At 71.1% G+C, this 19089-nt stretch carries 21 protein-coding genes; 10 read left to right on the forward strand and 11 right to left on the reverse strand.

The annotated features are described in order from the left end of the window. Positions 1-46 precede the first annotated feature (46 nt). Genes FK530_RS13985 through FK530_RS14000 form a run of 4 tightly spaced genes read left to right on the forward strand, consistent with a single transcriptional unit; the run spans position 47 to position 3830 of the window. Entirely contained in the window at positions 47-1156 is a 1110-nt protein-coding gene (locus FK530_RS13985; protein ID WP_146487651.1) for a phosphotransferase family protein, read from the forward strand. Then, positions 1153-2313, forward strand: a complete 1161-nt coding sequence (locus tag FK530_RS13990; RefSeq protein ID WP_146487652.1) for an Rv3169 family protein — start codon at positions 1153-1155, stop codon at positions 2311-2313. Before FK530_RS13985 ends, FK530_RS13990 begins: the two co-directional genes overlap by 4 nt. Positions 2314-2324: 11 nt before the next feature. Then, a complete protein-coding gene (locus tag FK530_RS13995; RefSeq protein WP_146487653.1) occupies positions 2325-3146 on the forward strand; it encodes a DUF3097 domain-containing protein in 822 nt (273 codons plus the stop codon). 36 nt (positions 3147-3182) lie between these two features. Further along, entirely contained in the window at positions 3183-3830 is a 648-nt protein-coding gene (locus FK530_RS14000) for a TetR/AcrR family transcriptional regulator (RefSeq protein WP_158645101.1), read from the forward strand. On the opposite strand, the gene FK530_RS14005 is transcribed toward FK530_RS14000, so the two are convergent. Both FK530_RS14005 and FK530_RS14010 read right to left on the reverse strand, forming a co-directional pair. Then, on the reverse strand, positions 3799-4479 hold the full coding sequence (locus FK530_RS14005) for an SGNH/GDSL hydrolase family protein (RefSeq protein ID WP_146487655.1): 681 nt from the start codon (positions 4477-4479) through the stop codon (positions 3799-3801). The genes FK530_RS14000 and FK530_RS14005 overlap by 32 nt on opposite strands. 8 nt (positions 4480-4487) lie before the next feature. Next, complete coding sequence (locus FK530_RS14010) at positions 4488-5849, reverse strand: MFS transporter (RefSeq protein WP_146487822.1); 1362 nt, start codon at positions 5847-5849, stop codon at positions 4488-4490. A gap of 174 nt (positions 5850-6023) precedes the next feature. On the opposite strand from FK530_RS14010, the gene FK530_RS14015 reads away from it, so the two are divergent. The 3 genes from FK530_RS14015 (at position 6024) to FK530_RS14025 (ending at position 8223) form a co-directional block, all read left to right on the forward strand. Next, entirely contained in the window at positions 6024-6485 is a 462-nt protein-coding gene (locus FK530_RS14015; protein WP_146487656.1) for a winged helix-turn-helix transcriptional regulator, read from the forward strand. A 74-nt stretch (positions 6486-6559) separates the two neighbouring features. Next, the gene (locus FK530_RS14020; RefSeq protein WP_146487657.1) at positions 6560-7465 is read left to right on the forward strand and encodes an AurF N-oxygenase family protein; all 906 of its coding nucleotides are present in this window, start codon (positions 6560-6562) and stop codon (positions 7463-7465) included. After that, a complete protein-coding gene (locus tag FK530_RS14025; RefSeq protein WP_146487658.1) occupies positions 7462-8223 on the forward strand; it encodes a DUF4873 domain-containing protein in 762 nt (253 codons plus the stop codon). Before FK530_RS14020 ends, FK530_RS14025 begins: the two co-directional genes overlap by 4 nt. 1 nt (position 8224) lies before the next feature. On the opposite strand, the gene FK530_RS14030 is transcribed toward FK530_RS14025, so the two are convergent. Further along, on the reverse strand, positions 8225-9100 hold the full coding sequence (locus FK530_RS14030) for an alpha/beta fold hydrolase (RefSeq protein WP_146487659.1): 876 nt from the start codon (positions 9098-9100) through the stop codon (positions 8225-8227). Between the two features lie 81 nt (positions 9101-9181). Here FK530_RS14030 and FK530_RS14035 point away from each other — a divergent pair, with 81 nt between their 5' ends. Then, complete coding sequence (locus FK530_RS14035; RefSeq protein ID WP_146487660.1) at positions 9182-9613, forward strand: NfeD family protein; 432 nt, start codon at positions 9182-9184, stop codon at positions 9611-9613. Positions 9614-9635: 22 nt separating this feature from the next. Further along, a complete protein-coding gene (locus FK530_RS14040) occupies positions 9636-10892 on the forward strand; it encodes an SPFH domain-containing protein (protein ID WP_146487661.1) in 1257 nt (418 codons plus the stop codon). A gap of 10 nt (positions 10893-10902) precedes the next feature. Here the strand turns inward: FK530_RS14040 and FK530_RS14045 are convergent, their stop codons facing one another. From FK530_RS14045 to FK530_RS14055, 3 genes are read right to left on the reverse strand one after another with little or no spacing between them, the layout of a single operon-like run. After that, positions 10903-11370, reverse strand: a complete 468-nt coding sequence (locus FK530_RS14045) for a hypothetical protein (protein WP_146487662.1) — start codon at positions 11368-11370, stop codon at positions 10903-10905. Continuing rightward, positions 11367-11972 carry a hypothetical protein gene (locus FK530_RS14050; RefSeq protein WP_146487663.1) on the reverse strand — a complete coding sequence of 202 codons (606 nt, stop codon included), beginning with the start codon at positions 11970-11972 and terminating at the stop codon, positions 11367-11369. Before FK530_RS14050 ends, FK530_RS14045 begins: the two co-directional genes overlap by 4 nt. 56 nt (positions 11973-12028) lie before the next feature. Further along, on the reverse strand, positions 12029-13180 hold the full coding sequence (locus tag FK530_RS14055) for a TDT family transporter (protein ID WP_146487664.1): 1152 nt from the start codon (positions 13178-13180) through the stop codon (positions 12029-12031). A 71-nt stretch (positions 13181-13251) separates the two neighbouring features. Here FK530_RS14055 and FK530_RS14060 point away from each other — a divergent pair, with 71 nt between their 5' ends. Then, entirely contained in the window at positions 13252-14181 is a 930-nt protein-coding gene (locus FK530_RS14060) for a LysR family transcriptional regulator (RefSeq protein ID WP_146487665.1), read from the forward strand. On the opposite strand, the gene FK530_RS14065 is transcribed toward FK530_RS14060, so the two are convergent. The 5 genes from FK530_RS14065 to FK530_RS14085 are packed head-to-tail and all read right to left on the reverse strand — an operon-like array spanning position 14129 to position 19054. Continuing rightward, positions 14129-14920 (reverse strand): ABC transporter permease, encoded by a 792-nt coding sequence (locus FK530_RS14065; RefSeq protein ID WP_146487666.1) that lies wholly within the window; start codon positions 14918-14920, stop codon positions 14129-14131. The two genes, FK530_RS14060 and FK530_RS14065, sit on opposite strands and share 53 nt — an antisense overlap. Further along, positions 14920-15780 (reverse strand): 2-aminoethylphosphonate ABC transporter permease subunit, encoded by an 861-nt coding sequence (locus FK530_RS14070; RefSeq protein WP_146487667.1) that lies wholly within the window; start codon positions 15778-15780, stop codon positions 14920-14922. Before FK530_RS14070 ends, FK530_RS14065 begins: the two co-directional genes overlap by 1 nt. Next, positions 15777-16859 carry an ABC transporter ATP-binding protein gene (locus FK530_RS14075; protein ID WP_146487668.1) on the reverse strand — a complete coding sequence of 361 codons (1083 nt, stop codon included), beginning with the start codon at positions 16857-16859 and terminating at the stop codon, positions 15777-15779. The genes FK530_RS14070 and FK530_RS14075 overlap by 4 nt, the downstream gene beginning before the upstream one ends. Then, the gene (locus FK530_RS14080; protein WP_146487669.1) at positions 16856-17887 is read right to left on the reverse strand and encodes a 2-aminoethylphosphonate ABC transporter substrate-binding protein; all 1032 of its coding nucleotides are present in this window, start codon (positions 17885-17887) and stop codon (positions 16856-16858) included. The genes FK530_RS14075 and FK530_RS14080 overlap by 4 nt, the downstream gene beginning before the upstream one ends. A 60-nt stretch (positions 17888-17947) precedes the next feature. Next, the gene (locus tag FK530_RS14085; RefSeq protein ID WP_146487670.1) at positions 17948-19054 is read right to left on the reverse strand and encodes a TIGR03364 family FAD-dependent oxidoreductase; all 1107 of its coding nucleotides are present in this window, start codon (positions 19052-19054) and stop codon (positions 17948-17950) included. Positions 19055-19089: the final 35 nt, after the last annotated feature.

Below are 19089 nucleotides of genomic sequence, written 5' to 3' on the forward strand. Positions count from 1 at the left end.
ATGAAACATGTTCTAGCAAACGTCGCACGGATCTACCCTGACCTGCATGAGTGAATCGGACACCTTCGCCGAGCAGGCGCGCCCGGCGTCCTCGCAACGCACCCCGGACGAGGTGCGCGCCCGGCTCCAGGAGTGGTTCGCCGCGCGCGAGCCGGGGGCGGAGGTGTCGGATCTGCACCTGCCCGAGGGCAACGGCATGTCGAGCGAGACGCTGCTGGCCACGGTCCGGACGGATGGGGAGGAGCGGCGGCTGGTGATCCGCGTCGCGCCCCGCCCGGAGTCGGACCCGGTATTCCCCAGCTATGACCTGTTCGCCCAGTTCGCGGTCATGCGGCACGTCGCGGCGCACGGCGTCCCGGCCCCGGCGTGCCTGTGGGTGGAGGAGGACCCCGCCGTCATCGGCGCGCCCTTCCTCGTCATGGACCGCGTCGACGGCGAGGTGCCGCCCGACGTGATGCCGTACACCTTCGGCGCGTGGCGGCCCGACTCCACCGACGCCGATCTGCGGCAACTCGCGGACGCCTCGGTCGACGTGATCGCGACGATCCACGCGGTGCCGCCGCCCGCCGACGGCCTGGTCCCCGTGCCCGAGGCGGGGGAGACCGCGCTCGCGGCGCACCTGCGGCGCCTTCGCGCCTTCTACGACTGGGCCGCCGAGGGGCACCGCCGGGCGCCGATCCTCGATCGCGCCCTGGCCTGGGCGGCCGAGCAGCTGCCCGGCCACGCCGACGCCGTGCTCAACTGGGGCGACGCCCGCATCGGCAACCTCATGTACCGCGGGAACGTACCCGTCGCGGTGCTCGACTGGGAGATGGCCACCGTCGGCCCGTGCGAGCTGGACCTCGGCTGGTTCGTCTACCTGCACCGCTTCTTCCAGGACCTCGCCGAGCTCGCGGGCCTGCCCGGACTCCCGGGCTTCCTCCGCCGCCAGGACGTGGAACGACGGTACGCCGAACGCACCGGGCACATCCCGCGCGAGATGGACTTCTACACCGCGTACGCCGCGATCGTGCACGGCGTGATCATGTACCGGATCCAGACCCGTGCCATCGACTTCGGGGCGTCCGCAGCGCCCGAGGACCCCGACGACATGATCCTGCACCGCGCGAGCATCGAGAAGATGCTCGACGGGACGTACTGGGAGGCCGTGCCGTGACGCGGTGGCCCGGCTCCCCGCCGCGTACCTGGAGCGGCTCGCCGCTCTCGCCGGCGGACGACCTGCCGATCCACCAGGTCGCCGAGGTGATCCGTCACCCCGCCACCTCGGACCGGAACTTCTACGACCGCTACTACTTCAACGCGCACAACGGGAACAGCGACGAGCCCTTCCTGGTACTCGGCCTCGGCGTCTATCCGAACCTCGGGGTGATCGACTGCTTCGCGGTCGCGCGCCACGGCGACGAACAGGTCGTCTTCCGCGCCTCGAAAGCGCTCGGCGCGGACCGGTCGGACACCGTCGTCGGGCCACTGCGCCTCGAGGTGCTCGACGGCCTTCGCCGGCTGCGCGTAGTCCTCGCGCCCGGACCCGACTACGACCTCGCCTTCGATCTGACCTTCACCGCGACCGGCCCGGCGCACCTCGAGCCGCGGCACTTCCACCGGCAGCTCGAGCGCGTCACCTTCGACACCCAGCGGTTCGTCCAGGTCGGCTCCTGGGCGGGCGAGCTCACCGTCGACGGTGAACGGTTCGACGCGAGCACCTGGCGCGGTAACCGCGACCGGTCCTGGGGTGTGCGGCCCGTCGGCGAGGCGGAACCGCCCGGCCGCCGCGTCACCGAGGCCGGCAACTTCTTCTGGATCTACTCCGTGCTCCGCCTTTCGGAGGCCACGATCTGCGTGGTTCTCCAGGAGGACATCCGGGGGCGACCGGTCGTCGAGGACGCCACCTGGATCCCGCACGACGGTTCCGAGCCCCGCTGGCTCGGGCACGTCGCGCACGACGTCGACTTCATCCCGGGGACCCGGCAGGCCCGGGCCGCCCGGCTCGCGTTCACCGGATCCGACGGTGCCCGGACCGATGTCGACCTCCGCATCCTCACCGCGAACCACTTCGGCTTCGGCACCGGCTACGGGCTCGACCAGGACTGGCGGCACGGCATGTGGCAGGGCGAGGAGAAGATTGAGGGCCGCCGGTTCCGGGTGTCCGAATTGGACGTCAACCTCACGATGTTGGTCCCCGTCGAGTACCTGGCGGCCTGCACCGTCCGGCACCCCGACGGGCGTACCGAGGAGGGAGAGGGCCTGTTCGAGTTCGGCGCGATCGGCCCGCACACGCGCTACGGGTTCCAGCACTACGTGGATCCCGCGCCGTAGAATTCTCCGCCGTGGCGGACAGGTACGGAGACATCTACGCGGGGCATGCGAGCAAGAAGGCGCGCGTGATCCCCGAGGTGCCGGCGGATCGCGACCTCGTCGTCGAGGACGCGGCCACCGGCTTCTGCGGTGCCGTCGTGGGGTTCGACAAGAGCTACGACGGCGACTTCGTCAAGCTCGAGGACGGTCGCGGCGTCGTCCGGGTCTTCGCGATGCGCAAGGCCGCCTTCCTCATCGACGGCGAGCCGGTCACCCTGGTGAAGCCGCGGCCGAAGGCGCCGTCGGCGCCGCAGCGCAGTGCGTCGGGTTCGACCCGGGTGGAGGGCGTGAAGGCCCGTGTCGCGCTGCCGAGCCGGATCTGGGTGGAGGGCATCCACGACGCCGCGCTGGTGGAGCGCGTGTGGGGCCACGACCTGCGGGTGGAGGGCGTCGTCGTCGAGCAACTGGAGGGCCTGGACCACCTCGGCGCCCGCCTCGCGGAGTTCCAGCCCGGTCCCGGCCGGAAGGTCGGCGTGCTCGCCGACCACCTCGTGGAGGGCTCGAAGGAATCCCGGATGACGCAGTCCCTCGGGAAGTACGTGATGGTGACCGGTCACCCCTTCATCGACATCTGGGCGGCCGTGAAGCCCGCGTCGGTGGGCATCGCGGCGTGGCCGGACGTCCCCGGCGGCGAGGACTGGAAGACCGGGACGTGCGCGCGCCTGGGCTGGGGTACCCCGCAGGACGGCTGGCGCCGCGTCCAGAACGCTGTGACATCGTTCCGCGATCTCGACGCCTCACTCATCGGCGCGGTCGAGCGCCTCGTCGACTTCGTCACCGAACCCGATTCCTGACCCTGTTCCGGGCCGCGGCGGGGATAGAATCCGCTGGTGGCATCGACCCCGACGACGAAACCCGACACCCGGCAGCAGATCCTGCGCGCGGCACTCGACTGGGTCGACGAGGCGGGCCTGACGCGGATCTCGATGGGCGCGCTCGCCAAGCGGGCACGCCTGGCGCGGGCCACGCTCTACCAACACTTCACCGGCAAGGACGCGCTGGTCGAGGCCGTGGTGTCCAGCGAGCTGGAGAAGTTCTACAGCCGGATCCACGACTACGCCGACCCGATCGAGGACAACGACGAGCGCCTCGCCGCCGGCTTCGCCTTCGCGTACGCCTACCTGCGGGAACATCGCGCTCTCCAGCGGATCCTGGCGCTGAATCCGGCGCTCATCCTGCCCTACGTCCACGGCGATTCCCCACAGATCAAGGAGGGGCGGCGCTTCTTCCTCAAGGAGATCCGCCGCGGCGAGTACCGCGACGACGCCGATGTGGACGCGCTGGCGGACTTCTTCGTCCGGCAGCTGCACTCGCTGCTGCTGACCCCGCTGCCACCCGTCGAGGGCGCCGTCGACGAGCCGGATCACCGCGGTCCCAGCGCCGCGAACGTGGAGGCCGGCCGACGGTACGCCGAGACCTTCGTGATCCCCGCCCGCGCGCAGTTCGTCAAGCAGGACCCGCCGGGATCCGCGCGCTGAGCGCGTCGATCAGGATGCTTGCGATGACCGCGTGCCCCGTGCGCGCGAAGTGGATTCCGTCCGCGCTGACCAGATCGGGTCGGTCGTTCAGCGGGTGATCCCAGCATTCCGCGACGACGGCACCGTACTCGGCGGCGAGGGTCCGCGTGATGTGGTTGAGTCGGATCACGCGCTGGCCGAAGTCCGGGAACGCGGGGATCATGAACGCTCTCCCGAGGGTGAACACGCTGACCTGCGCCCCCGTGCCGTGCGCCCACTCGTACATCGCTCGTAGATCGCTCTCGATCCGGCTCCAGTCGGGCGTGCGTCGGATGATGTCGTTCGCGCCGCTGTTCACGTGCAACAGGTCCGGGCCGAATTCCTCGATTCGGGCCGTCTGCTCCTGCATCGCCTCCGCGGTGGTCGCGCCCACGCGTGCCGTGGTGATGAACTCGAGATCCGGGTGAACCATTCGGAGTGTGCGCTCTACGCGTTCGGCCCAGCCCAGATCCTGGTATCCCGGCGTCGGGTCGCCGATTCCGAGAGAGAGACTGTCGCCGAACACCGCCATTCGGTGCCACGGTGCTCGCCGGAGGAGGGCGGCCCCGGCTTCGGCGGACAGGACGTCGCGGTCCGCGGCCTCGGCCGGATGCGGTGTGCTGATAGTCATGAGAATCCTCACTGTCGATGTCGAGAGTCAGCTGTGCGGGGGCGGATTCCCACGGCGGTGCCGGCGGCCGTGGCAGCGAGGACCGCCACGAGGATCCAACCCACGACGAAACCCGAACCGGTGGCGGACGGGCGTACCTCTCCGAGCACGGCGACCAGACCTGCGATGCCCAGCGCATAGCCCGCCTGGCGCGCAGTGTTCACGACGGCACTACCGGTCGCGGCGGTGTCGGGCGTGAGTCCCGCTGTCGCGGAACCGATCAGGGTTGGCATCGCAATACCGATTCCGACCGCGGTGGTGATCCAGCCGGGGAGGACGTCCGTGGAGTACGTGCCTCCGCCGCTGATCGCCAGAAGCAGGGCTCCGCAGGCGAAGACCGCCAGGCCGGCGGCCACGATGACGCGCGGGGGAGCCTTGGCCGCGAACCTCTGGGTCAGCGCTGCGCACGCGATGACCACTAATGGGCCCGGGGCGAGGGCGAGACCGGCCTGCAGCGGCCCGTAGTCGGCCGCGACCTCGAGCCACAGTGAAACGCTGAGGAAGAGGGCGCTGAAAGCGCTGGTGAACAAGATGATCGTGGCGTTGGCAACAGTGAAGCCGCGTAGGCGGAACAGGGTCGGGGGCATGATCGGGGTGGGGTGGGTTCGCACGCGATGCACGAGCACGAGAGTCGACGCCCCCGCGACGACCGCAGCGAATGCCGACGGGGCGGACGTCCAACCCCAGTCGCCCGCATTGACCAGGAGGACCGATACGGCGCCGATCGCGAGCGCGATGGCGATCACCCCGAGTGGGTCCGGCATGCGAGTACTGCTCGACGGTGATCCCGCGGGGATCGTCCGGATCACGAGGACTGCGGTGGCGACGCCGATCGGCAGATTGATCAGGAACGCCCACCTCCACGAGCTCTCGGCGAGCAGCCCGCCGACCACCGGCCCGAGTGCGCCCGCGAACGACGAGCACGTGGCCCAGATCTTCACCGCGCCGTCGCGCCGATCTTCGGGCAGCACGCTGAGCAGCAGCCCGAGGCTGGTCGGGGTCAGGACCGCCGCACCGAGCGCCTGCGCGAGCCGTGCGGCGACGAGCACGCCGAGGGTCGGAGCGACCGCGCAACCCACGCTGGCCAGCGTGAACAGCGCGAGACCGGCGACGAACCCACGCTTGCGGCCGTACCGGTCGGCGAGCCGCCCCGCGGGGATCAGGCAGGCCGCGTACACGACGATGTAACCGTTGAGCACCCAACTCAGGGCGGGCAACGACGCCGTCGGGTACGAGCCGCTGATCGACTCGAAGGCCACGTTGACGATGAACAGATCCAACATCGTCATGAACGCAGCCAGACACAATAGGACCGTCGTTCGGGTCGCCATGGCAGGAGGCACCTGTTGTTCCTGCGCTGCTTCCGCCCTCGCCGGTTTCCGCTGCCGCGTTCCCGCGTCGTCGTTCTTCGTCACGCCGCCTCCTGGGTAAGTTGGAGAATCAAACTTGCATCAGTGTGGCCGAGTCGGTTTGAAAACACAACCCCCTGAGCGCACAATGGAGTCATGCCTGATCGGACCGCGGAGAAGCATCACCCCAGGGATTGCACGATCGCCGACGCGCTCGAGGTGGTCGGGGATCGATGGAGTCTGCTGATCGTCCGTGAACTCTTCTACACACAAAGGCGTTTCACTGAGATCGCACGCAACACGGGGGCGCCGCGCGACGTGCTCACGGTCCGTCTGCGCAAGCTCGTCGAACGTGGAGTGATCGCCCGCGAGCAATACAGCGAAAGGCCGCCGCGATACGAGTACCGGCTGACCGAAGTCGGCCGCGCGTTGTCGCCGGTGCTGCTCACGCTCAAACGCTGGGGGCACGAGCACGTGCGCGGGGGAGGCGACCCGGTACGTATCGAGCACGTGTGCGGTGAGGAGTTCCGCGCCGAGGTGCACTGCGCGGCGTGCGGCGACCGTGTCGGTCGTGGCGAACTGGTCATGGAGGACGCGCTCGCGCGCCCGCTTGACTGACCGTTGGCTCCCTATGAGCTGGATGGATAGACAGAATGCTGGACTCTGTCCAGCGCGGGTGTTACGTTCGCCACATGACCGATACGACTCTGCCCGAACGCACCCGTGAGAGCGTGGCCGATCGACTCCTCGGCGGATCCGTCAAGCGCTCGTACGCGCCCGTCGTCGACATCGATTGGGACGCCCCGATCGATCCCGACAAGTTCTTCCTGCCGCCGCACATGTGCACGCTGTACGGCACCGACATCTGGAACGGCATGTCCCGTGAGGAGCAGATCGCCCTCTCCAAGCAGGAGATGGTGAACCTGCTGTCCATGGGCATCTGGTTCGAGAACCTGCTCAACCGGCTGCTGCTGCGCGACCTGCTCTCCAAGGACCCCACCTCGCGCGACGCCTTCTACTCGCTCACCGAGATGGGCGACGAGTGCCGCCACATGGTGATGTTCGGGAAGGTCATCGACCGGGTCGGCGAGCGCCCGTACCGGCTGCGCGGCTGGCAGCTCGCCGTCGTCAAGTACGTTCTGGCGCCGGTGATCCGCGGCCAGGCGGTGTGGATCGCCGCCCTCGTGGGCGAGGAGATCTTCGACGCCCAGCAGCGCCAGATCAAGGACGATCCCGAGCTGCAGCCGATCGTCGCGCGGCTCATGCAGATCCACGTCACCGAGGAGGCCCGGCACATCGGCTACGCCCGGGACGGCGCGCGCCGCGGCGTCGCGGACCGCACCCGCCTGCAGACGCTGCTCGTCGGGAACCTGCACGCCGGCGCCGCATTCGGCTTCCGCATGCTCTTCGCCAACCCGCGCATGTACGCCCGCGTCGGCCTCGACCCGAAGGCCGCCTACCGCGCCGCCATCACCAACCCGCACCACATCAAGGCCAAGCAGGACGGCTTCCGCGACCTCGGTCGTTTCCTCGACTCCGTGGGTCTCATGGGCTCCTTCGCGCGGTGGTCGTGGAAGAAGGCGGGGTTCCTCGCGTGACCGCCGAGGGCCCGCGGATCGCCGTCGTCGGCGCTCCCCTCGCCGGCGTCGACGGGGCCGTCGTAGCACCGTCGGACGTGGAGAGTCTGCGGTTCCGGCCCGACCGCGACGCATGGACCCTGACCACGCCCGCCGGTGCGACCGACTACGACCTGGTCGTCCTCGCTGGGACGACCGCCGCGGTCGACGTGCCGGTGCTGGACCCGCGAGTGGCACCGCCGGGCACGGTCGGACCGACCGACGCGGATCGGGCGTATCTGGGCATGCTCGTCGACGGGGTGCCGAATCTCGTGCTCACCGACGGATCCAGGGCGCAACTGGCGACCCTGCAGGCGTGGCTGCGGTGGATGTACACAGAAGGGGCGACGCGGCTGCTCTCGCGGCCGCCGGTGACCGCGCGGTGGATTCACAAGGGGCGGCGCGCACCGTCGCGGCCCGACCGGGACGCGATCGACCTCTCGAACGACCACGTGCGCGACGAAGGCGTCTTCGCCGGTGAGGCGGTCCTCCGTGCGGGCGACTTCGAGGCCGTCTCGCCCGTCCGTCTGGCGGGGCATCTCGAGCCGCTGGACGGGAACTATCACTGGTACGGCACCGTCGATGACCTGGAAGTCGGTGCGGCGCTGAAGAAGATGCCGCGGGGCAGCGTGACCGTCTCCGTCGCCGGGGGAGAGGCCTCGCCCGCGTTGGTCACCGACAGAACCGTCTGGGGTACCTACCGGCTCGTCGGTGTCGGGGCCCCGCCGTATCCGCTCTGACTCAGCGGTTCTCGGCGGCCGCCCCGGCGACGAGGCGGCGGACCTCCTCGACGATCACCTCCGGGTCCGTCAGCGGCACCTGATGCCCCGAACCGGCCGCCACGACATGCCGGCCCGAGGGTGATGCCGCGGCTCGTCCCGCGTGCGCCTCGTTGACCCGCGCGCGCACCGCCTTTCCCAGGCCGCCGCTCTTGGCCCCCGAGACGACGGTGACGGGAATGTCGCCGAGGTCCGGCGCGGAGCTCTGCCACGAACGCAGTTCCGGGTAGAACGTCGCCAGTTCCCGCTCCATCGTCGCGATCGCCTGCGGCGTGGTCGCCTCGCGGGCGAGGTCGGCCCGGACATCGGCCGGGGCACTGCGGAAGGCGAGTCCACCGAGGAGGCGGAGGATCCCGGTGCGGGCGAGAGTCCGCATCACGGCCAACAGGATCGCATCCCGTCGCCCCGAGCTCCGGCGGAACATGTCCTCCGCCGTCTCCTCCGACGGGTCGACCAGGACGAGACCGGCGATCCGGTCCGGCCGCCGCGACGCGGCCAGGCGGACGAGCAGTCCGCCGAGGCTGTGCCCCACGAGGACGAACCGGGTGGCTCCGCCGCCGGCGAGACCGTCGAGCAGGTCGTTCAGATCGTCGGCCATCCGGTCGAAGGTCCGGTCGGCCTGGTCGGGATCACTGCGGCCGAGCCCGGATCGGTCGTAGACCACCGCCGTCGCGAACTCCGACACCGGCGGCTGCACGGTGCCCCACGAGGATCGGGTTCCGCCGGCACCGGCCTCGAAGACCACGACCGGTGCGCCTGCAGGGCCCGGCAGGGCCGCGGCGTGGAGCGTGCGGCCGTCCCGGGTGGGCAGGTAGGCGCTGTCGCCCTGTGTGTGCATCGAACCCCCTCGTTAGCTATTAAGGTGAACCTAACACGCGAGGTCCTCGCCGCGTCTGTCCGATTCTGGCAGGATCGAGGTATGGCAGCGGCGTTGTGGCTCATCGGAGCGATCCTGCTGGCCGTCGCGGAGGTCGCGGCCGGCGAATTCACCCTGCTCATGTTGGGCGGCGGAGCGCTGGTCACCGCCGGAGCCACGGGCCTCTTCGGCCTTCCGCTGTGGGCACAGGGTGTGGTCTTCGCCGTCTCGTCCGTGCTCCTGCTCGTTCTCGCCCGGCCGCCGCTGCGGCGGTACGTCGAGCGCAGGCGGGGAGACGCGCCGTCGTATCTGGAATCCCTGCCCGGCACGAAAGTGACCGTCCTGGAGTCCGTCTCGGGCGGTGGCGGGCGCGTGATGATCGGCGGGGAGGAATGGTCCGCGCGGACGCCGTACGACGGTGCGCCGATCCCCGTGGGTGTGGAGGTGACCATCGTCGAGATCGACGGCGCGGTCGCCGTCGTGGTGGACAGCTGAGCCGACAAGGAGAGGAAGATCCATGGAGGGCATAGGAATCGGACTGGTCGTACTCCTCGTACTGATCCTCGCGGCGGTGGTCGTGCTGGTCAAGGCGCTGGTGCTGGTGCCCCAGGCGCAGGCGGCCGTGATCGAGCGGCTCGGCCGGTACACCCGCACGGTGTCGGGGCAACTGGCGCTGCTCATCCCGTTCATCGACAAGGTCCGCGCGCGCGTGGACCTGCGCGAGCAGGTGGTCTCGTTCCCTCCGCAGCCCGTGATCACCCAGGACAACCTGACGGTGAACATCGACACCGTTGTGTACTTCCAGGTCACGCGCCCCGAGGCCGCGGTGTACGAGATCAGCAACTACGTGGTCGGCGTCGAGCAGATCACCACCACGACGCTGCGCAACGTGGTCGGCGGCATGACGCTCGAGGAGACGCTGACCTCCCGCGAGAAGATCAACGGCCAGCTGCGCGGCGTGCTCGATGAGGCCACCTCGCGCTGGGGCCTGCGCGTCGCACGCGTCGAACTCAAGTCGATCTTCCCGCCCCCGTCGATCCAGGAATCGATGGAGAAGCAGATGAAGGCGGACCGGGAGAAGCGTGCCACCATCCTCTCCGCCGAGGGGCACCGGGAGGCGGCGATCAAGTCCGCCGAGGGCGACAAGGCCAGCCGGATCCTGCTCGCCGAGGGTGAGCGGCAGGCCGCGATCCTCTCGGCCGAGGCCGATCGCCAGGCGGAGATCCTGCGTGCCGAGGGCCGACGGGCCGCCGCGTACCTGGAGGCGCAGGGCGAGGCGAAGGCCATCGAGACCACGTTCTCGGCGATCAAGTCCGGCCGGCCGACGCCGGAGTTGCTCGCGTACCAGTACCTGCAGACGCTGCCCGAGATGGCGCAGGGGGATGCGAACAAGGTGTGGGTGGTCCCGAGCGACTTCAACGCCGCGCTCCAGGGCTTCATGCGCAACCTCGGCACGCCCGGCTCCGACGGCGTCTTCCGGTTCGAAGCGTCCGAGGACGGCCCGACGTCCGCGCCCGACATCGATACCGACGGATGGTTCGACACGCCTGAACCGGTGGCCCCCGTCGTCGTGACGAAGGACGAAGTGCCGGACGCTCCCGCGGTGCCGCCGAGCGCCGCCACTGCGCCCCAGCCCGCGCCCGGTCAGGAGTCGGAGGTCCCGTCGGACACGACGGCGCAGCTCCCGCTCGGGCAGACGGCCGAGCAGTGGCAGCAGCCCTCGCCGTACCAGGTGCAGCAGCCGGGGTACGCGCCGCCGCAGCACGAGGCCTGACGGCGCCGGATCACCGCCCCAGCGCGACCGCCACCCCGGCGCAGGCCACGGCCCAGAGCACGGAGACGAAGGTGCCGATGATGAACTGCTCGGCCGCGCCGGGGTGGCGCAGTTCCGGGTAGCGGGCGAGGCCCTTCGCGGCCACGATCACCGCGAGGCCACCGCCGAAGTTCGCGAGAACGCAGACCGCGATCGCTGCGCGTTCCAGGACGCCGATGGAGAGCCCGCCGCGGAGCGGCGACGCCGGGAGCTCCTTGCCCTCGCCTGCCTCCCCGTCCGGGCCCGGCCCGTCGGAGTCGTCGGGGGCGGACTCCTCCGCGGCGGAATCCGTCGCCGGTTCGTCCTCTCCGGTGGCGCCGACCAGGATCGCCGGAACCGCAGCCCGCAGGAGCCCCGCGGTGCCGCCGGCGCCCCGTCGGGCCGCGACGACGCCGGCCACCGTGGCGGCCAACAGCAGCGCCACGACGACGGCGATCATGCGTAGGTCCCCGCACTCGATGCCGCGTCGGCCTCGGCCAGCAGTTCCACCGCGAGCGCGCGGCCCGCGGGCTCCACCGACCAGCCCGCCGCCGCCGCGCGCTGCGACGCGGCTTGTCGCGAGACGCCCAGCTGCGCCGCGGCCGCGGTGATCGTCATTCCGGTGTGCAGCAACGCGGTCACCTCCCGTCCCTCCCGTGATCTGCGGCCCACGATAAGGCCGAGGACCGACAGGATCGCCTCGGCCCGAGCTGAGGCCCCTCGATCTGTGCCCCGGACCTGCACCGGGACGGCCACGCCCTTCGCCGCCTCGACGGCCTCGCGGGCGGCCTCGAAGGCCGCGCCCCGGCCGGCGCGGGTCTCCTTCGGCAGGGGCACTTCGACGGTGCCGGCGCCGATGCCGACGCTCCAGTGCCCGTCGCTCAGCAGGGCGAGTGCAGCGTCGACCGCGACGGCGGCGTCGTCGGTCACGCACTGCAGTTCGTCGCCGGCCGTGCGGTCGGGCGGCCGGACCCAGCGGAGGGAGTCGAGGAGGGTTCGGGCATCGTCGACCCGGTCCTCGTCGCGCCGGCTGCCCTGCTGGTCCGCAGTGATGACGATCATTTGTCAAGGCTACAGTCTTGCTAAGCGGGTTAGCAAGCGTTGAAGCTTGCGAGGTGTCAGCGCGCCAGTTCGGGGTGACGGAGCAGATCTCCGCTCACGATAGCGCGCGGCACGGTGCCCCGCACTGCGACGATCCAGCCGATCACCAGCGTGAGGAAGTAGGCGATCGCCAGCACGGTGTACGCGGGCACGCCGGTGTGTGCCGCCATGCCGCTGAAGCCGGTGGCGCAGGTTCCGATGGGAAAGGTGAAGGACCACCAGGTGAGGGCGTACGGTAGCCCGCTCGTGACCGCGGTGCGGGCCGTGAGGACCAGCGCGACGACGGTCCAGGCGAGCAGCGGCACCGTCACGACCCAGCCGTAGACGAGGCCGAACCGGGTCAGCGTGTGCGCCGCCTCGCCGCCCACGACGAGATGCGCGTCGGCGCCGAGAGAGTTGACGGCGGTGATCGACTGGCCCATCGGGCCCAGCATGATCCACGCCGTCGGCACCATCGCCGCGGGCCACGGGGCACGGCGCACCAGGCGGGCGACCACGGCGGGCATGACGACGATCGATGCGAGCACGCTGAAAGCGACGCAGCCGTAACAGAACCAGAGCAGCCCCGCGCGCAGGGTGCCTTCGGGGGCGTAGGGCAGCAGCACCGCACCGCCGGCCGCGGTCACCATCGGCGAGACCACCGGCATCAGCCAGCCGGCGAAGGCCCGATCGGCGGTGTAGTGGCCGCCCTTGGCCATGAGGACCGGGATCATGACGGCGAAGACGATGCCGAGGAGAGTGCCGACGAGCCACAGCCCGGTGCCGATCGTGAGGGCGGCGGCTTGTCCGATCCAGTCCCGGCCGACCAGGACCGCGCCGCTGCCCACGGTGAGTAGCGCCATCGCCATCGCGCCGTAGAAGTTCCCGATCACGGGGTCGCGGTGATGGCGCCGGGCGAAGTGCGGGTAGCGCGCCCAGTGCGCCGCCGTGGCGACCAGCAGCACGACGAGAAGGACCGTCGCCACCGCCCAGACCGCGGCCGCCGCCGTCCGGAGACCCGGGACGTGGACGGGCAGGCTCACTGCGGCATTCGCGATGATGCCGGTCCCCATGACCGAGGCGAACCAATTCGGCGTGATGTTCGAGCACGCCGTGCGGCGGTCGGGAAGGTCGCGGAACAGGGCCGGACGGGCGGCGGGCCGGGTGGTGGGGCGGATGTCGACGAGCATGGATTCGACTGTGCCGGGCGGGATCGGTCGCCGGTACCCACAGGTTCACTATCTAGCCATAGAGTGAGGCTATGGAAACACCGTCCGTGGAGTCGCTGCGCCTGCTCGTCGCGGTCGCCGATCTGGGATCGATCTCGGCGGCTGCGCGTGAGTGCGGGATCTCCCAGCCCAGTGCGAGTTCGCGGCTGCGCCATCTGGAGCGCCTGCTCCGGCTCGACCTGCTCGATCGTCGCACCCGGGGCGCGGAGCTCACCCCGGAGGGGGCCGCGGTCACCGAGTGGGCGCGCACCGTCGTCGCCGCGATGGCGGCGCTGCAGACCGGGGCCGAGGCGTTGCGCTTCGACCACACCGTGCGGATCGCCTGTAGCCAGACCATCGCCGAGTACCTCATGCCGGCCTGGCTGGCGCGCCTCCGCGAGCACACCGACGAGCCGGTGCACCTGACGGTCGGCAACTCCGCCGCCGTGATCGCGGAGGTGCGCGGCCACGTCGCCGACCTGGGATTCATCGAGGGGCCGACGGTGCCCGACGACCTCGTCTCGCGGACCGTCCGCACCGACCGGATGCTCCTGGTGGCGGCGCCCGGCGACCCGCTGACCCGGCGCCGCGACGATCGGCCCGTGTCCGCCGCCGAGCTCGCCGGCCTGCCACTCGTCACGCGGGAGCCGGGTGCGGGGACGCGGGATGCACTCGAGGCCGCGCTGCGCCGCGCGGGGATCGCCGACGAGCCGGTCTCGGTCGCGCTCGGGACGAACGCCGCCGTGAAGATCATGGTGGCCGCGGGTGGTCGCGCCGCGGTCCTCAGTGAGCTCGCCGTCGCGGCGGAGCTGCGTGACGGCCGACTGGTGGAGATCCCCACAGCGGGCATCGACCTGCACCGACGCCTGCGTGCGGTGCGGCGCAAGGACGCCGCACCGCGCGAGGTCGTCGCGACCCTGCTGGCCGTCGCTAGCGGGCGCGCCGCCGGAACGCCGACAGCACGCCGAGGATCACGACCGTGACCAGCACCAGGAACATGGTGTTCGCGGCGGCGCCGAACAGATCGCCGCGGTCGGACTGCGTGAAGACCGTCACCGGCAGGGTGCGCCACGACGCGGGGTAGACCATGATCGTGGCGCCCAGCTCGCCCATGCACAGCGCGATCGACAATCCCGCGGCGGCCGTGATCGACGGCAGCAGGAGCGGCAGGCGCACCGTCACCAGCAGGCGCAGTGCGGACGCGCCGAGCGATCCGCCGACCTTGTCCAGCATCGGATCGAGCTGGGAGACCGCCGCCGAGACCATCGAGTAGGCGAACGCGAAGACCAGGATCGCCTGCACCAGGATGACGATCGACGGCGTGCCGCCCAGCACGAGCGGCGGGGCCGAGAAGGCCACCAGCACACCGAGACCCACCACGACCGACGGCACGGCGACCGGCAGGTGGAAGAAGGCGTCGATCGCGCCGCGCAGCCGCGCGGGCAGGCTCGGTACCGCCAGTGCCGCCCAGGTGCCGGCGACCACGGCGAGCGCCGAGGCGAGGACTGCGGTCTGCACCGAGACGCCGATGCTCGCCGCGTTCTCCGGGGTGAAGACGTCCGAGACGTGATCGGTGGTCAGCGCGGATGGGAGCACCGAGGTCCAGCTCGCGCTGAACGCCGTGATCACCGTGACCGCGATCGGCGTGATCACGAGGCCCAGCAGGACGACGGCGAAGACGGCCCACACGGCGACCCGGGCGGCCGGATTGCGCACCAGCATCAGCGCATTCCCTTCTTCATGAGGAGGCGGTACAGCACGTACGCGCCGATCGAGATGAGCAGTTGCACGGTGGCGAGCACCGCCGCCGACGCGAAATCCTGCCCCACGATCGAGCGGGTGTAGACGAGCATCGGCACCGTGATCACGTCCTTGGCGCCCGTGAACAGCACGATCCCGAACTCGTTGAGCGTGAGCAGGAACGTGAGCGAACCGGCTGCGGCGAGGGCGGGCAGCGCGGCCGGCAGGATCACCTGCGCGATGATCCGCAGGGGCCCGGCGCCGAGCGACGAAGCAACGTCGATCTGCACCATCGGGAACTGCCCGAAGGCCGCGAGCATCGGCCGGACGACGAAGGGCGTGTAGAAGGCGATCTCGGCGAGCACCACGCCCCACAGCGAGGTCGTGAACGAGCCCGTCGGGACGCCCAGCGACTGCGCCACCCCTACGGGACCGAGGAGGACGCCGAGCGCCAGCGGGATGAGGAAGCTCGGGAAGGAGACCACGACCTCGATCAGCCGCGAGACCGCCGCGGCGCCGGGGAAGGGGACGAAGGCGAGCACGAGCGCGAGGAAGGTCCCCGCGATCAGGCAGCCCGCCGTGGAGAGCGCCGCGACCTTCACCGTCGTGCCCAGCGCGCTCAGCACGGCACCGTCGGTGAGGGTGTCGCGCCAGGTGCCCAGGCCCGCTGGGCGTTCGGCCTTGTCGGTGAAGGTGCGCGCGACGATCCCGACGAGGGGATACACCACGGCGACCAGGATGAACGCGACCGGCGGCAGGACCCACACCCATGCCGGGACCGAGAACGACCGTGCCGGAGCGGGTTCGGGGGGTGCGGGCGGGACGTCCAGCACGGCCGTCATTGCGGCACCACCATCACCTCGGCGGGGTCGACCTCGACCCACAGCGTCTCCGCCTTGAGCGGGGCCTCGACGAGCACGGGCACGTCGACGCCGATGCTCTCGCCCGTCTCGGCGGCGCGCGCCGTGACGTGCCGGACCGAGCCGCGCCACTGCTCCTGCTCGACGGTCACGCGCAGGCCGTTCGACGGTGCCGTGCGCGTGAACCGCCAGGCCCACGGGCGGACCGCGAGGTGGTGGTCACCGTCGGGCAGCGGGCGGGAGGTGCGTAGCGCGCCGCTCGGCAGGAGGTCGGCGCCGCCCAGGAAGGTCGCCGTGAAGCGCGTCGGCGGGCGGTGGAAGAGGACGTCGGTGCTGTCGATGGCCTCGAGCCGGGCGTCGCGCATGATGGCGACCCGGTCGGCCAGGGCGAGCGCCTCGCTCTGGTCGTGCGTCACGTAGACCATAGCGACGTCGGGCAGCTCGGCGCGCAGGCGCTGCAGCTCGCCCAGCATGTCCTTGCGCATCCCGGCGTCGAGGGCCGAGAGCGGCTCGTCGAGGAGGACCACCTCGGGGCGGGTGGCGAGCGCGCGGGCGATGGCGACGCGCTGCTGCTGGCCGCCGGACAGCTGGCGCGGCAGGCGATCCGCGAACGCGCCCATGCCGACCATGTCCAGCACCTCGGCGACGCGCGGCGCGATCTCCGCGCGATCGGCGCCGCGGGACTTCAGGCCGAAGGCGACGTTCCTCGCGACGGTCATGTGCGGGAAGAGCGCGTAGCTCTGCACGACGATGCCGATGCCGCGTTTGGCGGGCGACAGGTTCGTCACGTCGCGGCCGTCGATGGTGATCGTGCCCGAGGAGACGCGCTCGAAACCGGCGATGGCCTTGAGCGCGGTCGACTTGCCCGATCCGGAAGGCCCGAGGAGCGCGACGGTCTCGCCGCGCGCGACCTCGAAGCTGCAGTCCCGCAGCGCGACCGTGTCGCCGTAGGTGACGCCGACGTTCTCCAGCCCGACGGCGACCCGGCGTCGGACGGTCCGGTCCACGGCGGCGTCGTCGAGGCCCTTGGGCGCGGCGATGTTCCGTTTCGGCGCGGTCACTGGCCCGTGGCCTTCTCGTACGCCTTGACATCGGCGTCCAGTCCGCCGAGGACCTCGTCCCAGTTCGGGTACCAGATGTCCACGCCGTCGGTCGCCGTGCGGAAGGCGTCCCACTGCGGGCCCGACGGCGTGACGTCGGTGCGGACGGGGGCGCCCCAGGCGCGGGCGGGCACGTTCTGCTGCACGTCCTTCGAGAGGAGGTGCTCCATCAGCTTCTTGCCGTTGGCCGAGTGGGGAGCCTTGTCCGCGAGGCCCATGTAGTAGGGGAGCGGCAGGGTCGTGCGCTTCCCGTTGAATGCCGGGTAGAAGACCTCGTAGGCGACCTTGTCGGCGGCGATGGCCGCGAGCGCCATCTGGACGTCGGAGTTGGCGACGGTCAGCTCGCCCTTGCTGGTCTTGGGGCCGAGCTTGCCGGTGGACGTCGACGGGCCGACGTTGTTCGGCTGCACGTCCGTGAGGTACTTCAGCGCCGCTTCCTTGCCCATGACGTGCTGCAGGAGAAGCAGGAGCGCGGTACCGTCGCCGGCCTTGCCGGGCGTGGAGTACTGGATCTTCTGCTTGTACGCGGGGCCGGTGAACTCGGCCCAGTCGGCGGGCTTGGGCTGCGCCGCGGTGTTGCGGATCATCGCGAAGTAGTTGTTGACGACCGCCACGTACGTGCCGTCGGCGGCCTTGAGCTGCGCGGGGACCGCGGAGGTGTCGACCTCGGACTTCACCAGCGAGCCCTGCTGCTGCGCCTGCTGGATGAAGGGCGGCAGGGTGACGAGCACGTCGACCTGGGGATTCGCCTTCTCCTTCTGGGCGCGGGAGACGACCTCGCCCGAGCCGGCCTCGACCAGGGAGACCTTGATGCCGGTCTGCTGGGTGAAGTCCTCGAATTCCGCCTTGTACCAGTCGCCGAGGCCGTCGGCGCTGTAGACGGTCACGCTGTCCGACGAGCCGGAGCCGCCGCCGGTGCCGCCGCACGCGGCGACGGCGAAGACCGCGGCGACCGCCGTGATCGCACTGAGGGAACGGGTGATGCGCATGGAGGATTGCCCTTCGTTCGAGTGGAGCGGAGGTGGAGGGTGGTGTGACGGGGTGTTCGGTCAGGTGGGGAAGTGGCGGCGGGCGAGGCCGTGGGCGATGGTCATGCCGACCCCGGAGGTCACGATGCGCACGCTGAGGTGCTCCTCGGGTTCGGCGACGAGGTAGGGGTGTAGTGCGCTGGAGGCGTAGACGCCCTGCCAGCGCTCGATGATGCGCAGCTCGTCGAGGCCCATGATGCGGGCCGCCTCGGCGCGGAGCGTCTCGGTGACCGCCTCGTCGAGGAAGGGCCCGACGGTGCGGTCGGTGTGGTGGGAGTCGCCGATCAGCAGGGTGCCGTCGGGGCGCTGAGTGAACATGACGTTCGCGTCGATCGCGAGCAGGTCGGGGCGGTCGGCCGCCATCCGCGTGCGGAGCGCGCCGGCGGCCGCGGTCTCGGCGAAGGCGGGGTAGCGCAAGAGCGAGGTGGCGGTCAGCACGGCGGGGGCGACGACGGTGCCGGGGTCGGCGGCGCGGGCCATCTGGAGGGCGCAGCGCTGCACGCGGTGCTCCTCGGCGAGCTCGGGGAGGAGGTGGTCGAGATCGTGGCCGACACAGACGATCACGCGGCCGGCCTCGATCGTCCCTCTGCTGGTGTGCGCGCGCGTGCCGTCGAAGCCGAGGTAGGCGGTGCCGAAGCGGACCTGGGCGCGGTCCTGGGCGTCGACCCACGCGGCGAGCCGGGCGACGGTGACCCGCGGGTCGACGCGCAGGTCTGCGCGGAGTGCGGCACCGCCGACCACGTCGCCCGCGCCGCCGCCGGGCAGCTCGGTGCGGACCTGAGCGGCGGTGCGGAGCTCGACCTCGCCGGGTCGGATCGCGGCGAGCTCCTCGAGCACGGCGAGTTCGGTGGCGTGCCGGGCCACCGCGAGGCCGCCGGTGGCGCGGGCGCCGAGACCGGCGCGGTCGTCGAGCTCGAGCCAGCGCTCGCGCGCCATGTGGGCGAGGACTGCGAGATCACCGGACTGCCCGGTGACGCAGGCGTGGCCGAAGTTGCGGACGGAGGCGCCGACGGCCCGGGCGTCGCGTTCGACGACGGTGACCGCCAGGCCCCGTTCCAGGGCCTCGACGGCGTGCGCCAGACCGACGATGCCGGCCCCGACGACGAGGACGTCCGTTGCGGTGTTCATGGCGCCCAGCCTTGCTCGGCTGGGCGCCGCTTGGC

The sequence above is a fragment of the Tsukamurella conjunctivitidis genome, from assembly GCF_007858475.1.
GTDB classification, from domain to species: domain Bacteria; phylum Actinomycetota; class Actinomycetes; order Mycobacteriales; family Mycobacteriaceae; genus Tsukamurella; species Tsukamurella conjunctivitidis.

What these genes read in the sequence shown, in the direction of transcription:
- FK530_RS13985 (WP_146487651.1), top strand. Translation starts at nt 47, where the DNA reads ATGAGTGAATCGGACACCTTCGCCGAGCAGGCGCGCCCGGCGTCCTCG.
- FK530_RS14005 (WP_146487655.1), bottom strand. Translation starts at nt 4,479, where the DNA reads ATGACTATCAGCACACCGCATCCGGCCGAGGCCGCGGACCGCGACGTC.
- FK530_RS14010 (WP_146487822.1), bottom strand. Translation starts at nt 5,849, where the DNA reads ATGGCGACCCGAACGACGGTCCTATTGTGTCTGGCTGCGTTCATGACG.
- FK530_RS14015 (WP_146487656.1), top strand. Translation starts at nt 6,024, where the DNA reads ATGCCTGATCGGACCGCGGAGAAGCATCACCCCAGGGATTGCACGATC.
- FK530_RS14020 (WP_146487657.1), top strand. Translation starts at nt 6,560, where the DNA reads ATGACCGATACGACTCTGCCCGAACGCACCCGTGAGAGCGTGGCCGAT.
- FK530_RS14030 (WP_146487659.1), bottom strand. Translation starts at nt 9,100, where the DNA reads ATGCACACACAGGGCGACAGCGCCTACCTGCCCACCCGGGACGGCCGC.
- FK530_RS14035 (WP_146487660.1), top strand. Translation starts at nt 9,182, where the DNA reads ATGGCAGCGGCGTTGTGGCTCATCGGAGCGATCCTGCTGGCCGTCGCG.
- FK530_RS14040 (WP_146487661.1), top strand. Translation starts at nt 9,636, where the DNA reads ATGGAGGGCATAGGAATCGGACTGGTCGTACTCCTCGTACTGATCCTC.
- FK530_RS14045 (WP_146487662.1), bottom strand. Translation starts at nt 11,370, where the DNA reads ATGATCGCCGTCGTCGTGGCGCTGCTGTTGGCCGCCACGGTGGCCGGC.
- FK530_RS14050 (WP_146487663.1), bottom strand. Translation starts at nt 11,972, where the DNA reads ATGATCGTCATCACTGCGGACCAGCAGGGCAGCCGGCGCGACGAGGAC.
- FK530_RS14055 (WP_146487664.1), bottom strand. Translation starts at nt 13,180, where the DNA reads ATGCTCGTCGACATCCGCCCCACCACCCGGCCCGCCGCCCGTCCGGCC.
- FK530_RS14060 (WP_146487665.1), top strand. Translation starts at nt 13,252, where the DNA reads ATGGAAACACCGTCCGTGGAGTCGCTGCGCCTGCTCGTCGCGGTCGCC.
- FK530_RS14065 (WP_146487666.1), bottom strand. Translation starts at nt 14,920, where the DNA reads ATGCTGGTGCGCAATCCGGCCGCCCGGGTCGCCGTGTGGGCCGTCTTC.
- FK530_RS14070 (WP_146487667.1), bottom strand. Translation starts at nt 15,780, where the DNA reads ATGACGGCCGTGCTGGACGTCCCGCCCGCACCCCCCGAACCCGCTCCG.
- FK530_RS14080 (WP_146487669.1), bottom strand. Translation starts at nt 17,887, where the DNA reads ATGCGCATCACCCGTTCCCTCAGTGCGATCACGGCGGTCGCCGCGGTC.
- FK530_RS14085 (WP_146487670.1), bottom strand. Translation starts at nt 19,054, where the DNA reads ATGAACACCGCAACGGACGTCCTCGTCGTCGGGGCCGGCATCGTCGGT.